Source organism: Sinorhizobium psoraleae, from assembly GCF_013283645.1.
In the GTDB taxonomy this organism is placed as follows: Bacteria; Pseudomonadota; Alphaproteobacteria; order Rhizobiales; family Rhizobiaceae; genus Sinorhizobium; species Sinorhizobium psoraleae.
In genome coordinates, this window is sequence record NZ_JABEKV010000001.1 from 1,539,344 (window position 1) to 1,560,706 (window position 21,363).

23 protein-coding genes are annotated in these 21,363 nt (G+C 62.9%); 11 read left to right on the forward strand and 12 right to left on the reverse strand.

Annotation, left to right across the window (positions count from 1 at the left end):
- Positions 1–129: 129 nt before the first annotated feature.
- Entirely contained in the window at positions 130–705 is a 576-nt protein-coding gene (locus tag ILFOPFJJ_RS07085; RefSeq protein ID WP_173509817.1) for a GNAT family N-acetyltransferase, read from the reverse strand.
- Positions 702–1,589 carry a phosphoserine phosphatase SerB gene (serB, locus tag ILFOPFJJ_RS07090; protein ID WP_173509818.1) on the reverse strand — a complete coding sequence of 296 codons (888 nt, stop codon included), beginning with the start codon at positions 1,587–1,589 and terminating at the stop codon, positions 702–704. Before serB ends, ILFOPFJJ_RS07085 begins: the two co-directional genes overlap by 4 nt.
- Between serB and miaA the strand changes: the two genes are divergently transcribed.
- Positions 1,588–2,499, forward strand: a complete 912-nt coding sequence (gene miaA / locus ILFOPFJJ_RS07095; protein ID WP_173509819.1) for a tRNA (adenosine(37)-N6)-dimethylallyltransferase MiaA — start codon at positions 1,588–1,590, stop codon at positions 2,497–2,499. The genes serB and miaA overlap by 2 nt on opposite strands.
- A gap of 12 nt (positions 2,500–2,511) precedes the next feature.
- Here the strand turns inward: miaA and ILFOPFJJ_RS07100 are convergent, their stop codons facing one another.
- From ILFOPFJJ_RS07100 to ILFOPFJJ_RS07120, 5 genes are all read right to left on the reverse strand, one after another.
- Positions 2,512–2,943, reverse strand: coding sequence for a DUF6841 family protein (locus ILFOPFJJ_RS07100; protein ID WP_173509820.1), 432 nt, complete (start codon positions 2,941–2,943; stop codon positions 2,512–2,514).
- A 76-nt stretch (positions 2,944–3,019) separates the two neighbouring features.
- Positions 3,020–3,415, reverse strand: coding sequence for a VOC family protein (locus ILFOPFJJ_RS07105; RefSeq protein ID WP_173509821.1), 396 nt, complete (start codon positions 3,413–3,415; stop codon positions 3,020–3,022).
- Positions 3,416–3,435: 20 nt separating this feature from the next.
- Positions 3,436–4,980 carry an MBL fold metallo-hydrolase gene (locus tag ILFOPFJJ_RS07110; RefSeq protein ID WP_173509822.1) on the reverse strand — a complete coding sequence of 515 codons (1,545 nt, stop codon included), beginning with the start codon at positions 4,978–4,980 and terminating at the stop codon, positions 3,436–3,438.
- Between the two features lie 54 nt (positions 4,981–5,034).
- The gene (locus ILFOPFJJ_RS07115) at positions 5,035–7,170 is read right to left on the reverse strand and encodes a gluzincin family metallopeptidase (protein ID WP_173509823.1); all 2,136 of its coding nucleotides are present in this window, start codon (positions 7,168–7,170) and stop codon (positions 5,035–5,037) included.
- A gap of 239 nt (positions 7,171–7,409) precedes the next feature.
- Entirely contained in the window at positions 7,410–9,485 is a 2,076-nt protein-coding gene (locus ILFOPFJJ_RS07120) for an ATP-binding protein (RefSeq protein ID WP_173509824.1), read from the reverse strand.
- 320 nt (positions 9,486–9,805) lie between these two features.
- On the opposite strand from ILFOPFJJ_RS07120, the gene ILFOPFJJ_RS07125 reads away from it, so the two are divergent.
- Both ILFOPFJJ_RS07125 and ilvN read left to right on the forward strand, forming a co-directional pair.
- Positions 9,806–11,584 (forward strand): acetolactate synthase 3 large subunit, encoded by a 1,779-nt coding sequence (locus tag ILFOPFJJ_RS07125; RefSeq protein ID WP_173509825.1) that lies wholly within the window; start codon positions 9,806–9,808, stop codon positions 11,582–11,584.
- 22 nt (positions 11,585–11,606) lie between these two features.
- On the forward strand, positions 11,607–12,179 hold the full coding sequence (gene ilvN, locus ILFOPFJJ_RS07130; protein ID WP_173509826.1) for an acetolactate synthase small subunit: 573 nt from the start codon (positions 11,607–11,609) through the stop codon (positions 12,177–12,179).
- Between the two features lie 164 nt (positions 12,180–12,343).
- Here ilvN and ILFOPFJJ_RS07135 read toward each other — a convergent pair whose 3' ends face one another.
- Both ILFOPFJJ_RS07135 and ILFOPFJJ_RS07140 read right to left on the reverse strand, forming a co-directional pair.
- Complete coding sequence (locus ILFOPFJJ_RS07135; protein WP_173509827.1) at positions 12,344–13,189, reverse strand: aldo/keto reductase; 846 nt, start codon at positions 13,187–13,189, stop codon at positions 12,344–12,346.
- A gap of 177 nt (positions 13,190–13,366) precedes the next feature.
- Positions 13,367–13,630: a BON domain-containing protein gene (locus ILFOPFJJ_RS07140; RefSeq protein ID WP_173509828.1), complete on the reverse strand. Its 264-nt coding sequence runs from the start codon at positions 13,628–13,630 to the stop codon at positions 13,367–13,369.
- A gap of 559 nt (positions 13,631–14,189) precedes the next feature.
- Between ILFOPFJJ_RS07140 and ILFOPFJJ_RS07145 the strand changes: the two genes are divergently transcribed.
- From ILFOPFJJ_RS07145 to ILFOPFJJ_RS07155, 3 genes are all read left to right on the forward strand, one after another.
- Positions 14,190–14,462 (forward strand): hypothetical protein, encoded by a 273-nt coding sequence (locus ILFOPFJJ_RS07145; protein WP_173509829.1) that lies wholly within the window; start codon positions 14,190–14,192, stop codon positions 14,460–14,462.
- 218 nt (positions 14,463–14,680) lie between these two features.
- A complete protein-coding gene (locus ILFOPFJJ_RS07150; RefSeq protein WP_173509830.1) occupies positions 14,681–14,890 on the forward strand; it encodes a cold-shock protein in 210 nt (69 codons plus the stop codon).
- A gap of 157 nt (positions 14,891–15,047) precedes the next feature.
- Positions 15,048–15,278: a hypothetical protein gene (locus ILFOPFJJ_RS07155; protein WP_173509831.1), complete on the forward strand. Its 231-nt coding sequence runs from the start codon at positions 15,048–15,050 to the stop codon at positions 15,276–15,278.
- Between the two features lie 26 nt (positions 15,279–15,304).
- On the opposite strand, the gene ILFOPFJJ_RS07160 is transcribed toward ILFOPFJJ_RS07155, so the two are convergent.
- Positions 15,305–16,033 (reverse strand): class I SAM-dependent methyltransferase, encoded by a 729-nt coding sequence (locus ILFOPFJJ_RS07160; protein ID WP_173509832.1) that lies wholly within the window; start codon positions 16,031–16,033, stop codon positions 15,305–15,307.
- Between the two features lie 374 nt (positions 16,034–16,407).
- Between ILFOPFJJ_RS07160 and ILFOPFJJ_RS07165 the strand changes: the two genes are divergently transcribed.
- Positions 16,408–17,001, forward strand: a complete 594-nt coding sequence (locus ILFOPFJJ_RS07165; RefSeq protein ID WP_173509833.1) for a LysE family translocator — start codon at positions 16,408–16,410, stop codon at positions 16,999–17,001.
- On the opposite strand, the gene ILFOPFJJ_RS07170 is transcribed toward ILFOPFJJ_RS07165, so the two are convergent.
- Positions 16,993–17,472 carry a DUF2269 family protein gene (locus ILFOPFJJ_RS07170; RefSeq protein ID WP_173509834.1) on the reverse strand — a complete coding sequence of 160 codons (480 nt, stop codon included), beginning with the start codon at positions 17,470–17,472 and terminating at the stop codon, positions 16,993–16,995. The genes ILFOPFJJ_RS07165 and ILFOPFJJ_RS07170 overlap by 9 nt on opposite strands.
- Positions 17,472–18,755: an SDR family oxidoreductase gene (locus ILFOPFJJ_RS07175; protein WP_173509835.1), complete on the reverse strand. Its 1,284-nt coding sequence runs from the start codon at positions 18,753–18,755 to the stop codon at positions 17,472–17,474. Before ILFOPFJJ_RS07175 ends, ILFOPFJJ_RS07170 begins: the two co-directional genes overlap by 1 nt.
- A 206-nt stretch (positions 18,756–18,961) precedes the next feature.
- On the opposite strand from ILFOPFJJ_RS07175, the gene ILFOPFJJ_RS07180 reads away from it, so the two are divergent.
- The 4 genes from ILFOPFJJ_RS07180 (at position 18,962) to ILFOPFJJ_RS07195 (ending at position 21,323) form a co-directional block, all read left to right on the forward strand.
- Positions 18,962–19,513, forward strand: a complete 552-nt coding sequence (locus tag ILFOPFJJ_RS07180) for a GNAT family N-acetyltransferase (protein ID WP_173509836.1) — start codon at positions 18,962–18,964, stop codon at positions 19,511–19,513.
- A 103-nt stretch (positions 19,514–19,616) separates the two neighbouring features.
- Positions 19,617–20,261: a nitrile hydratase subunit alpha gene (nthA, locus tag ILFOPFJJ_RS07185; RefSeq protein WP_173509837.1), complete on the forward strand. Its 645-nt coding sequence runs from the start codon at positions 19,617–19,619 to the stop codon at positions 20,259–20,261.
- On the forward strand, positions 20,258–20,917 hold the full coding sequence (nthB, locus tag ILFOPFJJ_RS07190) for a nitrile hydratase subunit beta (protein WP_173509838.1): 660 nt from the start codon (positions 20,258–20,260) through the stop codon (positions 20,915–20,917). The genes nthA and nthB overlap by 4 nt, the downstream gene beginning before the upstream one ends.
- Positions 20,918–20,978: 61 nt before the next feature.
- Positions 20,979–21,323 (forward strand): nitrile hydratase accessory protein, encoded by a 345-nt coding sequence (locus ILFOPFJJ_RS07195; RefSeq protein WP_246299549.1) that lies wholly within the window; start codon positions 20,979–20,981, stop codon positions 21,321–21,323.
- The last annotated feature ends 40 nt before the right edge of the window (positions 21,324–21,363 follow it).

A 21,363-nucleotide genomic window follows, 5' to 3' on the forward strand; every position in this document is an offset into this window, starting at 1 on the left:
AGCACCTGATTCTGATGTTCGCGCATCAGGATAGCATTTCGGGGAACCCGTTGGTTCAGTGACCGCCGCCGTTCATCGCGATTCAGCAGGCGACGGGCTGATGCGGGATCGGGTGCGGGGGCCGAATGGCTAGACGCCAGCTTCCGCGGCATGCCGCGTCCACTCGTCCGCCGTGATCGCGTAAAGCACGTGTCGTTTCAGATGCGCATGCGTGTCGGGCACGCGAGGGTGGTCGAAGTCGCGGCTCGGGTCCGGCCGCATGCCGAGCCGTTTCATCACGGCGGTGGAGCGGGTATTCGCGGGCACGGCGAAGGAGACGATTTCACTGAGGCGCCGCTCGGCAAAGCCGTAGTCGAGCAGTGCCGCTGCCGCCTCGGTCACGTATCCGTTGCCCCAGAAGGGCAGGGCGAGGCGCCAGCCGATCTCGATCGTGCCGTTCGGCAGATGCGGTTCCAGATCGGTAAGCGCGAGGCCGCAGAAGCCGATCGGGGTGTCGCTGTCGCGCAAGGCGAGCGCAAAGAAGCCGAAGCCGGTTTCGCTGATGCCGCGGCCGATGCGCTCGAACAGTGCGTCAGATTCCAGCCGGCTGCGGCGGAAGGCGAAGAATTCCATGACCTTCGGATCGCTGTTGATCTCGGCGAAGAGATCGCGATCGGTCTCGCTCCAGCCGCGAATGCGCAGCCTGTCGGTCTCGCGGATGATCACGCGACGAAATCCGTCTTGCGATAGCCCTGGAGGTAAAGGAGGGCCGTCAGATCGCCATGGTCGATGCGGATCTTCGCCTGCTCGGCAACGACCGGCTTGGCGTGCAGCGCCACGCCGCTGCCGGCAAGCTGAAGCATGCCGAGGTCGTTGGCGCCGTCGCCCACGGCAATCACCTCCGCGGTCGAGATGCCGAGCCTGCGGGAAATATCGATGAGCGCATCGACCTTGGCCTGCTTGCCGAGGATCGGGTGAGCGACTTCGCCGGTAAGCATGCCGTCCTTTTCGATCAGGACGTTGGCGCGGTTCTCGTCAAAGCCGAGTTTTTCAGCGATAGGGCCGGTGAAGACGGTGAAGCCGCCGGAAACGAGGGCGGTGTAGTGGCCCTTGGCCTTCATGGTCGCGATCAGCTCGCGGCCGCCGGGCGTCAGCGTGATGCGTTTGGCGATCACCTCGGCGATGACACTGCCGGGCAGGCCCTTCAGCAGACCTACCCGCTCGATCAGCGCCGGCTCGAAGGCGATTTCGCCGTTCATGGCGCGGGCGGTAATCGCGGCAACCTTTTCCTTCAGACCCACTTCGGCGGCAAGCTCGTCGATGCATTCCTGGCCGATCATGGTGGAGTCCATGTCGGCGATCAGGAACTTCTTGCGACGGCTTTCGGCATCCTGCACAGCGACGTCGACCGCGAAACCGTTCACCTCAGCGCGCAGACGCGCCTCGGCCGCGTTCGGATCGGTGCCGTCGGTGAGCGCGATGTCGCAGGCGACGCCGTCCGCCAGCCAATAGACCCCGGACGCCTTTACAGCGCTCGCCGCCGCTTCCGCCAGCGCAGGCGTCAGAACAGGATTTGACGGATTGGCGATAAGCGTGGCAACGAGAGCCATGATCAAGAACCTTGAAAGAGATACGGACGCGATCCTGATAACCGGGCCGACCGCCAGCGGCAAGTCCGCGCTTGCGGTGGAGCTTGCGCGCCGGCATGGCGGCGTCGTTGTCAATGCCGACAGCATGCAGGTCTACGACACGCTGAAAGTCCTGACTGCCCGGCCGGACGAGGCGGAGATGGGCGGCATCGAGCATTTTCTCTACGGACACGTGCCGGCGGGCGCGGCCTATTCGACCGGTGTCTGGCTGCGCGAGGCAGAGGCGCTGGTTCAGCGGCTGCGCAAGGAGGGGCGGCTGCCTGTCTTCGTCGGCGGCACCGGGCTCTATTTCAAGGCGCTGACGGGCGGGCTTTCGGATATGCCGGAGGTACCGGCTGCGATCCGCGACAGGCTGCGCACGCGGCTGAAGGAGGAGGGCGCCGAGGCGCTCCATGCGGAGCTTGCCGCGCGCGATCCTCAAGCCGCCGCGCAATTGCGGCCCGGCGACGGGCAGCGGATCGTACGGGCGCTCGAAGTGATAGAGGCGACCGGCAAGCCCATCCACTTCTTTCAGCAGAACCGTGGCCCGGTGATCGTCGACCCCGACCGTGCGCGGAAGATCGTCGTGCTGCCGGATCGCGCCGTCCTGCACCGCCGCATCGATCGGCGCTTCGAGATCATGCTTGAACGCGGCGCTGTCGACGAGGTGCGCGCGCTGCTTGCGCTCGACCTCTCGCCCGACATGCCGGTGATGAAGGCGATCGGCGTCCAGCAGATCGCAGCGATGCTGAGAGGCGAGATCAGCGAGGAGGAAGTCATCGCCACCGGGGCAGCAGCGACGCGGCAATATGCCAAGCGCCAGATGACCTGGTTCCGCAACCAGCTCGATGAAAGCTGGGAGCGGATCGAGACGCCCGACTCCGCGCTCTGAGGGAGCGTGCGCTCAGACGATGCCGTGTTCCTTGAGCACGGCCTCCTCGTCGCCGCTAATCCAGCCGAAGATCTTCGGCTCGTCGTTGCGCACCTGGACCAGATAGTGGACCTCGAAATCGATGGTGACGTCCGGCCTGCTCTTCATATCGTAGGTGGAGCGCCAATCGATCCTGACGAGGAAGTGCTGATTGTCGATCGGCGTGATCGTGGTCTTGCGGATCTTCAATGCCTTGGTGCCGATCGCGCGATAGCGGGCATAGCCCTGTGCCATCGATACCTTCAGGCTCTCGTCGTTCTTGCCCGCCAGAACGCCTGCAGGCGAGGCGGCAATGAACTCGGAGGCGAAAGCGAAGGTCGTCTCGCCGACATCCATTTCGTCGGCAAGCACCCGATTGGCCATGGTTTCGTATCGCGCGAAGAAGCGCCGGAGGGTCTCTTCCATCGTCCTGGTCCTGAATTTCTTCTAATAGGCTGGATGAGAACGCTCTGCCGTGCCGCGCGGTTCCTGTAACCAGCGCCTACGGCAGGTTCAACTGCCAGGAGACGCCATATCGGTCGTTGATCCAGGTGAATTGACGACTGAAGCCGTAATTGGCGCGCGGCATCAGCACCCCACCACCTTCCGCAAGCGCCGAAGCAAGATGTTCGAGTTCGTCCTCGCTGTCGCAGTCGACGAACAGCGAGAAGGCTGGCGTAAAACCGAATTCATGTTTCACCGGACTGTCGATGCACATGATGGTTTCACCGGCGATCGACAGTTCCGCCTGCATGATCGAACCCTCCGGGCCAACCTCACCCGGTCCGTAGCGATTGATGCTTACGATCTTCGCGCCGGAGAACAGCGACAGATAGAGGTTCATCGCTGCCTCGGCTTCGCCCTGGAACATCAGGAAAGGTTTCACGCTTCTGACCATGACGGTTCTCCGAATATTGCTCACGCCGGGCTGTCGGCCACGGTATATTCAAAGAAGAGGTCGGTCTCGACCCGTTCGAATTTCTGCCACTCTGCGGTGCTGACGTCAGACGGTTTTGCGACCCGGTCGAGATCGCTGCGGAAGACGCGGCCGCGGGCCTTCTGCTTCAGCCTGTCCTCTATGAAGCCGAGCGGATGTTCCCACGGCCTGTCCTTGTGCGCCGCCCAGGCCGTATTGGCCGGGATCATCGCCACGAATTCGTCCTGGAAGGCCTCGCTTGCCAGCCAGGAAAGGTTGGCATAATCCGCCGCCGCGCTGCCGTCGAGCGTCGCATTGTGGCTGCCGTGATGGCCGACCTTGTAGAGCACCGTGCGACCGAGAAGGTCGCGCGCGGTCACGGTTCTGCCATCGGCCGTCCATTTCAGCGGCGCCCAGGAGATCCAGTTGCCGCGCTGGGCGTCGCCGGTGAAGAGCAGCACCTTGCCGGTCCCCCGGAGCTCGATGGCGATGACCAGGCTGGTGTTGTTCACCTCGTCATTCAATCTGAGGGCCAGCGTTTCCGCGCTCTCGAGCCAGTCATTGTCGATCTGCCTCCAGCCGGTAGGGCCGCTCTTGCCCTTCGCGCCATAGTGGTCGACAAAGAACGCCTTCAGGAACTTGTCGCGGCTCCGTTCAACGTCCCTGCGGGAAATGCCGAAGCGCGGATCGAAAGAGCGCCTGGCGCTTTCCGAGTCGCCCTCGACCGTAGCCGCGAGGAGGCTCAGTGTCGGGCCGTCGGCCGACAGCCTGAACTCTTCCTCGCCCTGCGGCTCCAGCGAAAGCAGCAGTTCGACATCGCGCGGCGGTCCAAGCGCGTAGACGCGCACGCCCTCGACGCCCGGCAACTCGTAGGGGTCATGGTCCGGCCGCAGGAAAACAGGATCACCGGCGATCCGTCCGCGCAGGTATTTGATGGCGCGCTTATTGGTGATCCCCTCGATGGCGAGCGCTCCCTGCCTTCGGGCCGAGAGGGCGGGGTGGCGACGCCTGATCTCTTTCAGCCGTTCGCGAAGTTCGTCGGCCGCATCTTCTCCCGTCTCGAAGGAGAGGAGATCGCGCAGCATCGTACGGTTCGGCGAATGGACGTCGAAGCCCGCGCGATCAAGGCGCTCGTCGGCGCCCATCAGAGCGAGCAACGTATCGTGGAAACGTTCCCGCAGGCTGTTGGCAAACGGATCATCATCGTCCTCGGTCCAGGCAAGCCAGAGTTCGCCGATCTCGATCGCGTCGAAGCACGGTTTTCTTGTCGCGGGGTCTTTCGCCGCGAAGCCGTTGACGTGGTCCATGTGCTCGTGGGTTACCAGCACCAGATCCAGGCGATTGCCAGTGGCTTCGGCGATATCGGCGATCACCTTGTCGATCGTCTGTTCGGGCTTGACCTCGGAATTCGTCCACAGGCCGCAGTCGATCAGCATGTAGAAGGGACTTCCGTCTGCCTTTGGCGTCGCCAGAAGAAAGCAGTCGCCATGGCCCTGCCGATACATGCGTGCCGTGACGCCGGACGCGGGTGCCTGCATTCTGGGCATCGGTTCCTCCTCGAATGCGTTGACGGACGGCAGGCCGCTCAATTCTCTCGTCGGCTAGCTCCGCTGTCGGTGGAGATGAGCGAAAATCTCCGGTCGGACAGGCTTGCTCCCGCCGGCGGTGAAGGCGTTTTCCCGGCTCCGCGCCTGTCTGGTGAGATATGCGCGCATTCGTTCGAGCTCTGCATCGTCGCAAATGTCGCCGGGTGTGCGGATGACCCGCCGGATCTCGAAGGTTTCGGCATCGATGAGTAGCGTGCAGCCACGGCGAAAATAGAAATCGTAAGGGCCTTTCGGCGGCTTGCCCTTGTCCGCCGCCTCCTGCATCTTCGGGTCGAGGTAGCCGTGGCGGGTCTGCGTCAGCTCGACGACATATTCGCGCTCGATCTGGTCGCGATTGCCGCGGCGTGCGGCCATGCGAACGCTGTGCACCTCGATTGCAGGGCCAGCGACGATCTTGCTGCGCCTGACGGTCGCCGGAGCGTCGGCATCCGTCCTGATGCGGATGATGTCGCGAAGCGGCGCGTTCTTGGCTTCCGTGATGAGCCCCCAGAACAGCCGCCCGTAGAGGTCGCGCGCCAGCCATTCGACCTTGCGGTCTGCCTCGAGCCCGAGCTCCAGTAGGTTGCGGCTGAGAATTTCCCGGAGCGACGATTTCGGCCGCTTGGCGGTCTCCGGCAGGCGGTTGCCCATCGCCTTGTTCAGCTCCTCGAAGATTTCCCGTGCGGTGCGGTCCAGACCGTCCAGGAATTTCTGGCCCTCGCTGTCGGTGAAGTCGCCGCGGGTTTTGAGCTCATCGATCATTTCGAGCGGGCGCGAAAGCAGATAGGCGACCTCGCCCTTGAGGTCGGTCAAACGGGAGAACGCGGCTTTGTAGTCGGCGGCCGCTTCGCCCATCGTCGGCCAGAGCAGCGTCTGGACCGAGACGATCGGCATGTCGCGCGGAACGATGCCCCAGGCGATGAAGGCCTCCATCACCGCGACGCGATAATTGTGCTCGTCCTCGGGAAAGAGATCGTGGTCGGCGGTGATGATCGCGCGCAGGTAGTCGCCGAACGTAACGTCGACCGGTGGGCAGTAATCGAGCGCGCGAATGCACATCTGCAGGATGTGCCGGGCCGATTTCGATGCTTCGCGCGCCAGCCGGTTGACGAGGTCGGGATGCAGCGCGCCTGCCGGCAGGATTCCCGTGCCGCTCGACGCGATGCGCAGCAGGTCGGATATGCGCGCGCGGTAGATCGACAGGAATGCCCGGAACACGGCAGCCACCAGGATGGCGCCGCGGTCATGCACTTCCTCCGTCTCGCGCAAAAGCCTCGGATCGGGCTCGTGCGCCCGCCAGACGCCGTCCTTCCAGCCGCCGAGCGCGTCGCGCAGCGCCGTTCCGCGGCCGAGCACCTGACCGAACTCCTGGGCGAGCTGGCCAAGCAGGTTCTGGCTTTCGAGGTCGCCATGCGTGCGGGCGATCTGATCCTTCAACACGTCCGCATAGGAGAAATGCTGGAAGATCGCGACGATATCGGCGAAGGCCTCGTGCAGCGCGAGCACGTCCGGATTGGTCGCCTCGCTGAAGCGGGGATGCATGCCGTCGAGCAGCGCGTGCGACGTTTCATGGGCGATGATGTCGTGGGAGAGGCAGGTGAATATAATGGTGCCGGCGGGTGCTCCCGATTGGCCTTCACCGGCTGCGAAATAGCCGAAGAGCAGGGCCTTCTTCTCGGGGCTGTAATAGGCGTTGGCGTCGCGCAGCGCATGCGGATAGATGCGCAGCCGCTGGACATATTGCGGATTGATCCACCGGCCCTTCTCGTCCCGGTCGCGCGCCGCCCAGAGTGCGACCCGGCCGAGTGCGCTTTCGAAATTGGCGATGGTGTTCATCGCCACCGCATAGGTCATCTGCTGGTGGAATTGAGGGTTCCATTCCGCCGGTCGCAGGCCATTGTCGGCAAGCAGGCCGGGATCGTGCAGGTTGACCGGTGCGTAAACCAGATCGAGCGACGGATCGAAGTCGATCACCTCGATATATTCCCCGACGGGCCCGACGAACGGCATGCCGGGATCGAGCTTGTCCATCTCCCAGGGGATCGAAACGATCACCTCGTTGAGCGGCAGCGTTTCGTGTCGCCGCCCCATGCTCGGGTCGAAGGCGAAGATCCGGAGCTTGCGCGGAGGCATGGTCGACAAAACGGACATTTACTCCTCCCGGGAATTGCCGCCGCTATCTGCTGCCCAGTCGATGCATTCCTTGAAGTTCCGCCGCCTCGATATTGCAACAGAAAGGATTCGTCCGCGTGACAGGAATGTCAACTCACGATTGCAAGACCGGGCCGGCGGGTTTTCCGGAGTCGTTGACGGACGCGGTGGCTGTGCTCGTCGACGAGCACAGGAATAGGTTCACCCCTTCCAGCCCTTCGCAGCCGCGTTCGCGCAGCCTATTTGCGGATAAGACTGCCGAGAGGACGTTTGAGCAGGCTTTCGCGCAGCGAACCCTCGCGGCGAGGCTCGGTTGGCGGGTGCGCGGGGCGCGGATCCGGAGCATGCGACCTGCCGTCTGCTTCCTTCTCGCCGGAAAGGAGCTGCTCGCGGATCTGATTGAAACGCTCGAGTTGTGGATTGACCGGCTCCGGGCGCGGAAGCATGTCCGGCCGGTAGGGCTCGAACGTTGCCTCATTCCAGGGTTCCGCCTCGGATGGCAGGTCGGCGCCGTGGGTGGCCGCCTGACTTGGCTCATCATCCTCAAGGATCGGAGCCTTGCTCTGCGCCGCCATATAGCTCTGCTGGAAGCTCGAAATGTCAGGCCCCGATACTGCCCGCATCCGGCTGACGATCGACCGCAGGTCGACGCTCGGGAACGTGTCCTCGTCGACCTTGTCGGTGATCCCGTGGGCGCGCGGCAGGCGCCGGTCGTCGACACGGGTGAAGCGCATGCGCATCGGCACGGCGACCGCCTCGCCAAACGCGATGGCCTCGCCGTTGCCGATCGACGAAATGAAGCTGGTCGTGGAGATCGAAGAATTCGAAATCGCCGAGCGGATGATCTCCTGGTCGCGATCGTTGGCAAGCCGCATGGCGAAGACGGTGGAGCACTGCGACAGGATCGTCGGATCGAGCTCGCCGGGTCGCTGCGTGATGATGCCGAGCGACACACCGTATTTGCGGCCTTCCTTGGCGATCCGCGCGATCGCCTGGCGGGTCGGCAGGAAGCCGAGGGAGGGGTCGGCGGGCACGTAGCGGTGCGCCTCTTCGCACACGACCAGCATGTGCACGCCGCCATCGCTCCACAGGCCGATTTCGAAGGCCATGCGGCAGAGCACCGAGGCGACCGAATTGACGACTTCCGACGGAATGCCGGCGAGTTCGAAGGTGGCGATCGGCCGGCCTTCGCCGGGAATGCGGAAAATCTTGGCGATCGTGTCCTGGATCGTGTCGGTGATCGTGTTCGACGAGAACATGAAATGGTAGCGCGGGTCGTTGATCGCCGAAACGATCTTGGTCTTGAGCGAGCGCAGGTGCGGCTTGTCCGTGCGGCCTTCCAGCCGGCCGATGCGCTCGTCGATCATCGCCAGAAGATCGGCGATGCGATAGGGCACCGGCGTGTCGGCGGTGATCGAGCTCTTCTCGTTCTGGCGGCGCATCAGCCCGGATTCGCCGCCCTTGAAGGCCTTCTTCGCCTCCGGAATGACGTCGCGCAGGATATCGAGCTCTTCCGCCACCGGCGGCCGCCCGCGAAAGACGACCTCGGCGAATTCTTCCAGCCGGAAAAACCAGAAGGGGAGGTCCAGCGTATCCGTGTCGATGACGACCGCATGTTCCGGAAAGGCCGCGGCAAACTCGTTGTGCGGGTCGAGGATCAGCACGCGCAGCTTCGGATCGGCGGCGATCGCCTTGTTCAAGAGCAGCGTGACGGCGGTCGATTTGCCGACGCCGGTCGTTCCGACGATGGCGAAGTGCTTGGCGAGCATCGACGGCACATGGATCGTGGCGTCGAGACTTTCATCCTGGGTCAGCTTGCCGATGACGCAACTGTCCGCCTGGCTGGACTCGTAGATGCGAGCGAGGTCGGTGGCGCGGATGCGGTGGGCGATCGCGCCGAGATAGGGATATTGGCTGATGCCTGTCGAGAACGACTCGCGTCCGTCCGGACCGATGTGGACCTCGCCCATCAGTTCGACCTCGATGCGGAAGGTGTTGTTCGCCTGCTCGCCCCATTCGCTGGCGACGGTCTGCATGGCATAGACGAGCGCGACGACGCGGTTCGCGCCGACGGAAATGGAAATCAGGCGGCCGACCGACCAGAGCTCCGTCAGCGAGGTTTCGCCGCTTTCAGCGACCGCAGCGATCGTTGCGCGCGAGCCGCTGCAGGCAACGACCCGACCGAGGAAACGGTTGCCCGGCTTCAAGCCGTCACGACGATCCTCTGCTCCCGCAGGATTCGAGGAATGGAGTTCACTGTCGAGCAAAGCTGCACCTCGCGCGAATGGCGCCAAATCTGGCCGAACGGAAACCATCTCCACTTTTCCAGATCACGCTCCAGGGTAACAACCGCGGTTTAACAAGTCGTTTCGCTGAATTGCGCGGGGATGTCCCGTTTGATCCGGTCCGAATGCCGTCCAAAGCCCGTTGACGGGCAGGGCTTTTCTGTTTATCAAATCGCCCCATGAAAAATTTCGCGGTTATTCTTGTGGTGGGACGGCGCATGGGCAGGATGGTGTAACCATCCGGCAGTAGCCACCCATGCGCTGAACGAGGCTCCTGAAGGGGCCTTTTTTTATGCCCTGAGAAACGCTAATCACACCCCCAAACCTTGAAAAGGGACGGAAGCAGGCCAATGAGCGGAACAGAAAACCAGATGACAGGCGCGGAGATTGTTCTCCAGGCTCTGAAGGACAATGGCGTCAAGCATATCTTCGGCTATCCCGGCGGCGCCGTGCTTCCCATCTATGACGAGATCTTCCAGCAGGAAGAGATCGAGCATATTCTCGTTCGCCACGAGCAGGGCGCCGGCCACATGGCCGAGGGCTATGCCCGCTCCACCGGCAAGGTCGGCGTCATGCTGGTCACATCCGGTCCCGGCGCGACCAATGCGGTCACGCCGCTGCAGGATGCGCTGATGGATTCGATCCCGCTCGTCTGCATCTCCGGCCAGGTTCCGACCCCGCTGATCGGCTCGGACGCCTTCCAGGAATGCGACACGGTCGGCATCACGCGGCCCTGCACCAAGCACAACTGGCTGGTCAAGGATGTCAATGACCTCGCCCGCATCATCCACGAGGCCTTCCGCGTCGCGCAGTCCGGCCGCCCGGGCCCGGTCGTCGTCGATATTCCGAAGGACGTCCAGTTCGCGACCGGCACCTACACGCCGCCTTCCGCCGTTCCGACGCAGAAGAGCTACCAGCCGAAGATGCAGGGCGACCTGAAGAAGATCGAGGAAGCGGTCGAGCTGATGAAGAACGCCCGCCGGCCGGTCATCTATTCCGGCGGCGGGGTCATCAATTCCGGCCCGCAGGCGTCGCATTTCCTGCGTGAGCTGGTCGAGCTCACCGGTTTTCCGGTCACATCGACGCTGATGGGCCTCGGCGCCTATCCGGCGTCCGGCAAGAACTGGCTCGGCATGCTCGGCATGCACGGCACCTACGAAGCCAACATGGCTATGCACGACTGTGACGTCATGGTCTGCATCGGCGCGCGCTTCGACGACCGCATCACCGGCCGCCTCAACGCGTTTTCGCCGAACTCGAAGAAGATCCACATCGACATCGACCCGTCCTCGATCAACAAGAACGTCCGCGTCGACGTTCCGATCCTCGGCGATGTCGCAACCGTTCTCGAGGACATGGTCCGCCTGTGGCGCGCCGCGTCGAAGACCGTCGACAAGGCGCGGCTCGAAGACTGGTGGGCCGGAATCGCCAAGTGGCGGGCGCGCAATTCGCTGGCCTATACGCCGAACGACGACGTCATCATGCCGCAATATGCGATCCAGCGGCTCTACGAGCTCAGCAAGGACCGCGATACCTACATCACCACCGAAGTCGGCCAGCACCAGATGTGGGCGGCGCAGTTCTTCGGCTTCGAGCAACCGAACCGCTGGATGACGTCGGGCGGCCTCGGCACCATGGGCTACGGCTTCCCGGCGGCCATCGGCGTCCAGGTCGCGCATCCGGAAAGCCTCGTCATTGACATTGCCGGCGACGCCTCGATCCAGATGTGCATCCAGGAAATGGCCTGCGCGGTGCAGTACGGGTTGCCGGTCAAGATCTTCATCCTCAACAACCAGTACATGGGGATGGTCCGGCAGTGGCAGCAGCTGCTGCACGGCAACCGTCTGTCGCACTCTTACACGGAGGCGATGCCGGACTTCGTCAAACTCGCCGAAGCGTATGGCGGCGTGGGCATCCGTTGCGAGAAGCCCGGCGAGCTGGACGAGGCAATCCGCCGGATGATCGACACGCCGGCGCCGGTCATCTTCGACTGCCGCGTCGCCAACCTCGCCAACTGCTTCCCGATGATCCCGTCGGGCAAGGCGCACAACGAAATGCTGTTGCCCGACGAGGCGACGGACGAGGCGGTCGCCAATGCGATCGACGCCAAGGGCCGCCAGCTCGTCTGATGAAAAGGTAGGAAAGAACAAAATGAGTGCACATCTTCAGCCGACGGGCTCTGCCTATTTCATCGCCAAGGAGACGGAGCTTGCGGAAACGCACACGCTCTCCGTTCTGGTCGACAACGAGCCCGGCGTGCTCGCCCGCGTCATCGGTCTCTTTTCCGGCCGCGGCTACAACATCGAGAGCCTGACGGTATCCGAGACCGAACACGAGGCGCATCTGTCGCGCATCACCATCGTTACCCGCGGCACGCCGCATGTGCTGGAGCAGATCAAGCACCAGCTTGAACGGCTCGTGCCTGTGCACCGGGTCGTGGACCTCACGGTTCGCGCCGCCGACCTCGGCCACGACCGGCCGATCGAGCGGGAACTGGCGCTGGTCAAGGTGCACGGCTCGGGCGAGCACCGGGTGGAGGCCCTGAGACTGGCGGATGCGTTCCGTGCATCGGTCATCGACGCCAATATCGAGCATTTCGTCTTCGAGATCACCGGCAAGCCGTCGAAGATCGAGCAGTTCATCGCCATCATGAAGCCGCTCGGCCTGATCGAGGTCTGCCGCACCGGCATCGCCGCGATGAACCGCGGTCCGCAGGGGATGTGATGGCTGCCTGAAAGTGGCGTCGCTGAATAGCAATTGCCCCTCACCCTAACCCTCTCCCCGCAGGCGGGGAGAGGGGACTTCGGGCGGCGCGGCATATCCCTTCTCCCGCAAGCGGGGAGAAGGTCGCGGCAGCGGGATGAGGGGCCCGAGACTGCAGTCTCTCCTCAAATAACCTCCAGCCGCATCTTCCTCCTCGGCGGCGGAAAGAGTTCATCGAGCTCGGCCAGCTCTTCCGCCGTGAAGTGAATATCCATCGCGTCGCGGTTTTCGCGGGCGCGCTCGGCCGAACCGGTCTTCGGGATCGAGATGACGCCCGGGCGGCTTTTGAGGAAGGCGAGCGCCACCTGCGCCGGCGTCGCCTGATGCGCCTTGGCGATGTGGATCAGGTCGGCGTTGTGAAGCAGCCGGCCCTCGTCGAGCGGCGAATAGGCCATCACCGGCACGCCGCGATCGCGGCACCAGGGCAGGAGGTCGTATTCGATGCCGCGGCGGGCGAGGTTGTAGAGCACCTGGTTGGCGGCGACATTCCTGCCGTTCGGCACGCTTTCCAGTTCCTCCATATCGTCGATGTCGAAATTCGAAACGCCCCAGGCGGCGATCTTGCCGCCCGCCTTCAGCGTCTCGAAGGCAGCAACGGTTTCGGCGAGCGGATAGACACCGCGCCAATGCAGGAGATAGAGATCGATCCGGTCGGTGCCGAGATATTTTAGGCTGCGTTCGCAGGCGGCGATGGTGCCCGAACGGCTCGCATTGGAGGGCAGCACCTTGCTGACGAGAAAAACCTCGTCGCGCCGGCCCTTGATCGCCTCGCCGACGATGCGCTCCGCGCCGCCGTCGCCGTACATCTCGGCCGTGTCGATCAGCGTCATGCCGAGGTCGATGCCGGCTTGCAGGCTGCGGATTTCCGCCGCCGCCTTTATGTGGTTCTCGCCCATGCGCCAGGTGCCCTGGCCAAGCACAGGAACCTTGCGGCCATCGGGAAAGCTCGTTGTCGGGATCGGATCGTGCATCGGAAATCGCCTTGAAGATTGGTTCGACACTCCAAGATTAAAATTCGGTGCAGGAATGTCCATAAGCCGCCGACTCTGCCTCGTTCACGGCGGCCGCACCGCCTGACGATCCAGGCGGTAAAGCGGGCTTCTTCCAACGGTGCGTCCCGCAGGCGAAAGCCGTGTGCTTCTTTTGCCCTAATCCAGCGAAAGCTCGTTGCGGACGGTTCTCACGCCACTCACCGAGCAAGCGATGTCGATCGCGGTGGCAATCTCCCTGCGGGTGTGAACCCAACCTGCGAGGGTAACTTCGGCGCCGTCGGCCGTGACGAAGACATAGCTCGCGTCGAGCGCGCCCGTCGATGACAGTGCTTGGGTGACGGCGGTCTCAATGTCGGGTTCTTCCGATCTTTTCTTCGTTTTCTTCGGAAATACATGGAAGATGTTGGACGTGTCGCTCATGAGGTAACTCCCGTGACGCTTCCGGAATGAAACAGGCCTGTGGGAATGGCAGCGTCGGTGCGCTGTCAGGTGCAGACGAGTATGATGACAAATGTCATCGCAGCCGCGAAACAAATGGCGTCGGATCTCGCCCAGCCGGCCAAAAAGGCGTTCAGAGGAGACATCGACCGCATAGCATCCTCGCGGCCTGCATCGCCTCGCGCAGCAGACCGACAGGCGTCGGCCGACCTTCGATGATGTGGCGGCCAACGCGAAGCAAAATCATCGCACAATCTGTGATAATCTTGTCTTCGGCTGAAAATCATACGCGCGATCACGAAATGCGCAATGAAAAACGGAATAGTCAGAAAGCACGCGAGGCTTAAATGTTTATAAAATATTGTATTTCACGGCACATTTATTTGGCATATTTCGATAGGCTGAAATAGGATATTATCTTCGACATCAGGTTCGCGCGGCAAACGGAAATGCCAGACCTTGCCGTTGAAAACGCCGCCCCAGGGATCGTATCCGCATGCGGCGCGACCATCGTCGTCACTGGCCCGTCGGGAGATGCCGAATGAAATCCGTGCTGGACTCCTTCATTGCTGATCTGGAAGTGGCCGCTCGGGATATCGGGACATTGACGATGGAGCGCAAGGAGAACCTGCTGCACCGAGCCGCCGCGGCGCTCCGGTCAGGGGATCTGGTCCCTGTGGGAGGCCGAACGTCCGGAAGGCTCCCGTGGAAGCTGATGCAGCTTCGACGAATGGGCGGGAATGCCAGCAACCGGCTGATTGCGTTCAATCTCCGTCGTGCCGCCGCCTGGCTTCGACATCAGGAGGAGGAATGAATATGCGGATCGGCAGCGGTAACTTCTGCCAAAGGAAAAAATAAAACCGCGGCCTTGCAAGGGACACAATTGTAATCTACATAAATGAAATCGATATTGATCGACGAGATTTGTTTCTGCGCTGCGGCGCTTCGTCACGAAGATCCTGACAAAATCGGTTTCAATACATCGCGGAAACGCGGTGTTGTTTGTCCATGAGCGATTGAAAGGATATCAACGTGGCTTCTGGAACAGTAAAGTGGTTCAACAGCACCAAGGGCTTTGGGTTCATCCAGCCGGATGATGGCGCTTCCGACGTGTTCGTACACATTTCGGCCGTCGAGCGTGCCGGCCTGTCCACGCTCAAGGACGGTCAGAAGGTGAGCTTCGAGCTCGCCCAGGATCGCCGCACGGGCAAGACGTCCGCGGAAAACCTGCGCGCCCTTTGAGTGTGTGCTTGCGATTGTGCTCTATGATCGCGCTCCATGAAATTGTCATCTCCCGGTCTTTGACCACGGATGTACTGGCACTGGCCGGTTGAGATGATGAAGAGGAAGGTCGGGTTCGCCCGGCCTTTTTTATTGCCTTCGGAAAGGAGGAACATTGATGAAGGAAAGCCAGACCAACAGCGTGTTCAAACCGGCCAAGAAAAACCCGTCCGACCGCGCCGATCAGGCTACGATCGCCTCGCGCGCCATCGTCGAGCAGGAAGCGGCCGCCCGGCACAAGAAGACGGCCCGCCTCAAGCAACTGCGACTGGAAAGGGAAGCCGAAGAGGCGGCGGCAAATCCTGTTGCCCCGACCAAAGAAAAGCGAAAAGCGCAAAAACGCAAATAGGTAGCGCGAAAAGAATCTCTGCCGCTTCAACGCTGGGCGGCGACGAGAAGCATCATCGGCCGGTCGGCCTCTTCCGCGAGATCGGGATTGGCGGCGATCTGCTCGGGCGTCGGCCTCCACTCCTCGACATGGCGGATCGAGAAGCCGGCTTTGATCAGCGTGTTCAAAGTGGTGCCGATGGTGCGGTGGTATTTGACGACTCCCTTGGCCAGCCAGTCGGTAACGCGCTCCCCTTCGACCGAATAGCGGTCGAGCGGCCAGATCCTGCGGCCGTCCGCGTCACTGGACCAGCCCGGATTGGTCGGTGCCATGTAGATCGGATGCTCGATCGTGAAGACGAATTGCGAGCCGGGCAGGAGGCTTGCATGGATGGTTCGCACGAGCCGGTCGAAATTCTCGATGTAATGGAAGGCGAGCGAGCTGTAGGCGAAATCGAAGCTCGCTTCGGGCAGCACAAGATGATCGAGATCTGCAATCCGGTAGTCGATTGCGGCGTCGTCCGTATCCTTTCGCGCCCGCGCGATCATGTTTTCTGAAAGATCCAATCCCAGCACATGGGCCGCGCCGCTTTCGCGCGCCCAACGCGCAAACCAACCGAAACCGCAGCCGAGATCGACCACGCGCAAGCCACTCAGGTCCGGCAGCGCGGCCCGAATCGCCGGCCATTCGGCGGCGCCGTCGAGACCGTGCACGGACCGTGCGAGCTGGCTGTAGCCCGCGAAAAATTCCGGTTTGTCGTAGATATTTTGTGCCATTTACGTCTCCACCGATCGCAGATGGACGGGGCGCGTCGTACCCCGAAATAGAGCCCCGTCCGTTGCCGGCGAGGCTGCGAGTTACGCGTGGCGCGCAATGAGTCGCGCCACCTCGCGTCGCGCCTACGTTTGGCGCCAACTTCCACGAGGCCGGGGCCTTGTCAAGGCGGCCGTTGTCGGCGGGACCCTCCCGCCGACAACGGTCATCAAATCCGGTTTGTCACCATGACAAGAATTGGCTGGTCTCCGACTTTGCGACAGGTAGATTGACGCAAACTACGCTGGGCCTGATTCCGGCTTGGGCGGATTGCCACAACGAATCAGCAATATAGGGCGCGTCGCCGCGGCGGCGCCGCGCTTGCAGGAGGAGATGCATGCAATCGGATACGCTGCTGGCGCTGTTCCTGTTTGCCTTCACGACGTCGATCACGCCGGGTCCGAACAACATGATGCTGTTCGCTTCGGGCGTGAATTTCGGCTTCGTGCGCACCATTCCGCATATGCTCGGCATCGGCGGCGGTTTCTTCGTGCTTCTCATCGCCGTCGGGCTCGGGCTTGGTGCGCTGCTGCACTCGGTGCCGCTCATCTACACCACGCTGAAATTTGCCGGCGGCGCCTATCTCGTCTGGATCGCCTGGAAGATCGGTACCTCGCGTTCGCTCGGCGAGGGCAAGGCGAGTGCCAGGCCGATGACCTTCCTGCAGGCGGCCGCCTTCCAATGGGTCAATCCGAAGGCCTGGGTGATGGCAGTCTCTGCCATGGCCACCTATACCAGCAGCGACAGCTATCTTCTGAGCGTACTCGTCGTCGGCCTCGTTTTTGCGCTCGTCAACGTGCCGAGCGTTTCGACCTGGGCGGGCTTCGGCTCGGCGCTGCGGCAGTGGCTCTCCGAACCGTCGCGGCTCAAATGGTTCAACATCACCATGGCCGTGCTGCTCGTCGTCAGCCTCTGGCCGATGCTAAAATAGGGTGATGTCGGGCTTCGTCAGCATCAGCCAGAAAATCGCAATCACCGAAGAAAAGGCGGGAAACCCGCAGGCGAACCAGATGCGATAGAGCCTATCGAAGTCCGCCGGCAGGGGCGTATCCTCGGCGACCGCCCGCTTTGCCAGATCCCGCAGCCGGAACTGGATCCAGACGACCGGCAGCCAGAAGAGGCCGGTGAGGACGTAAAGTGCAAACGACAGGACGAGCCAACCCTCCTCATACGGCCAGCCAATCATCCGTGCCAGAATGTATCCGGTAAGCGGCTGCAGGAAGGTGGCGGTCGCGGTGAAGACCGTATCCGCGATGACGACGATGCCGGCGACATGGGCGATGATGCGGGGATCGCGTGTGCGTTCGGCCATGACCATGAAAAAGGCGATGCCGATGCCGGTGCCGAAGAGAACCGTGGCGCCGAGCACATGGAGGAGGCGGAGGAGGTCTTCGAAAGCCATCAGCGTTCGTCCAGAATGGCAAGCGCCGCGAGCGTCAGCAAGATCGACGGCAGAACCTTGACGAGAGGGCCGAGCGGATCGAGCCAGAGCGCCGGTTCGGCAAGCGTCGCAGCATGGAGATAGGCGAGCGTCAGCGAAAGCATGCCGAAAAGCGCGCGCCGTGCCCAGGGGCGAACGAGAACCGCAAGCCCGAGCGCGATGTCCGCGAGACTGGTCGCAATGGTCGCCGCGGTTGCGATGGGCCCCGGCAGGAAGGCCGCGAAATGGCTCGTTGCCGCGTCGAAGACGAAGAAAGGCACGAGGCCGGAGAGCAGCCAGAAGAGCGCAAGGGTCGCGACGATCAGCGGCTTCAGCAGATAAAGGCGCGCGAACCAGAGATCCTGGACGCCCGATGGGGCGGCGGCCAGCGTGTCGGCGGCGCATGACAGGCGTGGCCCGAAATCGTGCGACGGTCCGCTCCCGATGCCGCCGGACATAACCGTCATCGCGGTGGAGCGGAGCGGCGAGCGCCAGCCGAGCCTGCCTGCCAGATCCGCGAGCCAGGCTATCGGTCGCGCCATGGCGGGTGAGAGCGCAATCGTCGGAGCGGGAGCGAGGCCGAGCCAGCGGCGATGAACGAGAACGAGTTCCTTCAACGTCAGGCTTTCGCCGCAAGCCAGCGCAAGGTCGGATCCCGCCGGCAGGCGGCCGGCGACAGCCGCGCTGACAGCGTCGACGACATCGTCGAGTGCAACGGTTGCGACCGAGCTTTCGGCATGGATGAGCGGGATCGCGAAAGGCAGGGCGGAAAGGGCCCGCAGCAGCGCGGACCCGCCGTGGGCGTTGCGGCCGATGACCAACGCAGGGCGCAGGATGACAAAGGGCAGGCCGCTTGCAGCAAGTGCCGTGTCTGCCGTCCGCTTGGTCGCCAGAAAGGCGAGATCGCCACCGGCGCCCGCGGTTTCCGCCGAAATCTGCACGACAAGCCGAAGGCGGGCATTACGCCCGGCCTCGTAAAGCGCCAGCATCGCCTTTTCCTGGGTGGCGACGAGATCGTCCGAAAGGCCATCCTGCAGCGCGCCGGCGCAATTGACGAGCACGTCCTGGCCTTCCAGCACGCCCTGCCAATTTCCGCTCGCCGTCATCTCGGCAAGGTCGGCCTTGATCCAGCGAAGCCCGGGCATCTTCGGCGCGGCGCGCGAAGGATCGCGGCCGAGCCCGGTCACCCGGTGGCCGTCATCGACGAGCTTTCTGGCGATAGCGGAGCCGATAAAGCCGGTCGCGCCAAGAATCAGGATGTTCATAGCGGGACCTTAGCCGAAACCGGTAGGCGCGAAAGTGCCGCTTGCAACCTTACCGTTAACGTCCATGTGCGAATTGGCGCTTGCGAAACGAAACTGCCCCAGTGATCGTCAGCGACTGGCGGTTGTCCTTGTCAAGGATATTCTCGTCAGGTGCTCGCGACTCTTTTTGAGCCATGCCAGTCAGAAAGCAACGAATGAGGAGATGAATGGTGCCACCCATTCTCGAAGGACCGAACATCAGGCTCCGGCCGCCTTGTGAAGCGGATATCGAGGCCCGCCTTCTTTTAGGGAGCGATCCGGCGATCGCCGAAATGTTCGGGGTCAGCAGAGAAGACGTGCGGCCGATAACGAGAGAAAGAGCGGCAGCCTGGGTCCGGAATTTGGGTGAGCACCCGCGTGCCTGGATCATTGAGATTCAGGGGATGTGCGCTGGTGAGATCAGGTTGGACCGCGTCGACCAGCATGATCGGCGCGCCTCGATGGCCATCGGAATATACGACAGCGCCTTGCTCGGGCGTGGGTTTGGCAGCGAGGCCATCGACCTTCTTCTAAGGCATGCCTTTGGTCCGCTGGGGCTTCATCGAATCGGAATACGTGTGCTCAGCTACAACGAACGGGCGATCAGGGCGTATGAAAAGTCCGGCTTTGTTGTGGAGGGGAGGGAGCGCGAGGCCGCCCTCGTCAACGGGGCATGGCACGACGACGTGATGATGGGCTTGCTCGACCATGAATTCCTCGGCAAGACTCCCACGGAGTGATTTTTGCCGTGACGACTTTCGGTGCCGATCCGCTCAGAAATCGATTCCGATTCCTGCCCTAATACTTTAAAAAGAACAGCGTTTCCGGCAGAGGAGAGGCGGAATGTCAGAGCACCATCATGGTCATGGCCACGGTCACGATCATCACCAGCACGACAACCATTTCACCGACATGGAAGCGCGGGTAAAAGCGCTCGAAACGGTGCTGACGGAAAAAGGGCTGATCGACCCGGCCGCGATCGATGCGATCGTCGAGACCTACGAGACGAAGGTTGGGCCGAGAAACGGTGCGCGCGTCGTAGCCAGGGCCTGGAGCGATCCGGAGTTTGCCGATTGGCTGAAGCGCGACGCGACGGCGGCGATCGCGAGCCTCGGCTTTACCGGCCGGCAGGGCGAGCACATGCGCGCCGTGTTCAACACGCCCGGCACGCACAATCTCGTCGTTTGCACGCTCTGCTCCTGCTATCCCTGGAGCGTGCTCGGCTTGCCGCCGGTATGGTACAAGGCGCCGCCTTATCGTTCGCGTGCGGTCATCGATCCGCGCGGCGTGCTGGCGGAATTCGGGCTCGAACTCTCGGCGGAGAAGAAGATCCGCGTCTGGGACTCGACGGCGGAACTGCGCTACCTCGTCGTGCCCGAACGACCGGACGGAACAGAAGGCTTCAGCGAGGAGGAACTGGCCGACTTGGTGACGCGGGACTCGATGATCGGCACAGGGGTTGCGCTTTCGCCGGAGGCCGCGCGATGAACGGGCCGCACGACCTCGGTGGCCAGCACGGCCTTGGGCCGATCGCGCCCGAAAAGGACGAGCCCTGTTTCCATGCGGAATGGGAGAAACGGGCGCTCGGTGTGACGCTCTCCTGCGGCGCTTTCGGCGCCTGGACGATCGACGAGAGCCGGCATGCGCGCGAAAGCCTGCCGCCGGCGACCTATCTTGCGGCGAGCTATTACGAGATCTGGACCCGTGCGCTGGAGACCTTGCTCAAGCGCCACGGCTTCGTGACGCAGGCCGAGCTCGATGCCGGCCATATACTCGAGGTGGGGACGGAGCCGAAGAGGGTATTAAAGGCCGAGATGGTAGAGGGCGTGCTCGCCAGGGGCGGCCCCTGCGACAGGCCGGTCGCGACGCCGCCGCTTTTCTTCGCCGGCGAGAGGGTGCGCACCAAGAATTTCAATCCCGAAACCCACACGCGCCTGCCGCGCTATGCCCGCGCCAAGGTCGGTGTGGTGGAGGCGGTACAGGGCAGCTTCGTCTTCCCGGATGACAATGCCCATGGCAAGGGCGAGAACCCGCAATGGGTCTATACGGTCGTGTTCGACGGCGGCGAGATCTGGGGCGAGGGGGCGGACCCGACGCTGACGGTCTCGATCGATGCCTGGGAGAGTTATCTTGAGCGGGTATAAGACCACCTCGTCGGAAGAGGATGCGGACGGCAAACCGGCGTCCGCTTTTCCTCGTTCGCCGCTGCTCGCCTCGGCCGAACTGCCGAAGTCGGCGGACGGCGATCCGGTCTTTGCCGAACCCTGGCAGGCGACCGTTTTCGCCATGACCGTCCGGCTGCACGAGCAGGGCGTGTTTTCCTGGGGCGAGTGGGCGGAAACGCTCTCGGCCGAGCTCTACAAGCCCGGTCGCAAGGCCGACGCGAGTGACTATTACGATTGCTGGGTCGCCGCGCTTTCCCGCCTGGTAACGGAGCTCTCCATCGCTTCCGGGCGTGAACTCGAAGCGCTCACCCGAAGCTGGCAGCGCGCGGCCGAAGCTACGCCGCACGGCAAGCCAATCGTCGTCGAGAACGATCCGCTGAGGTGAACGTGCCGACGCCGGTGAGGTGTCCTTGCCGTCATCCGGC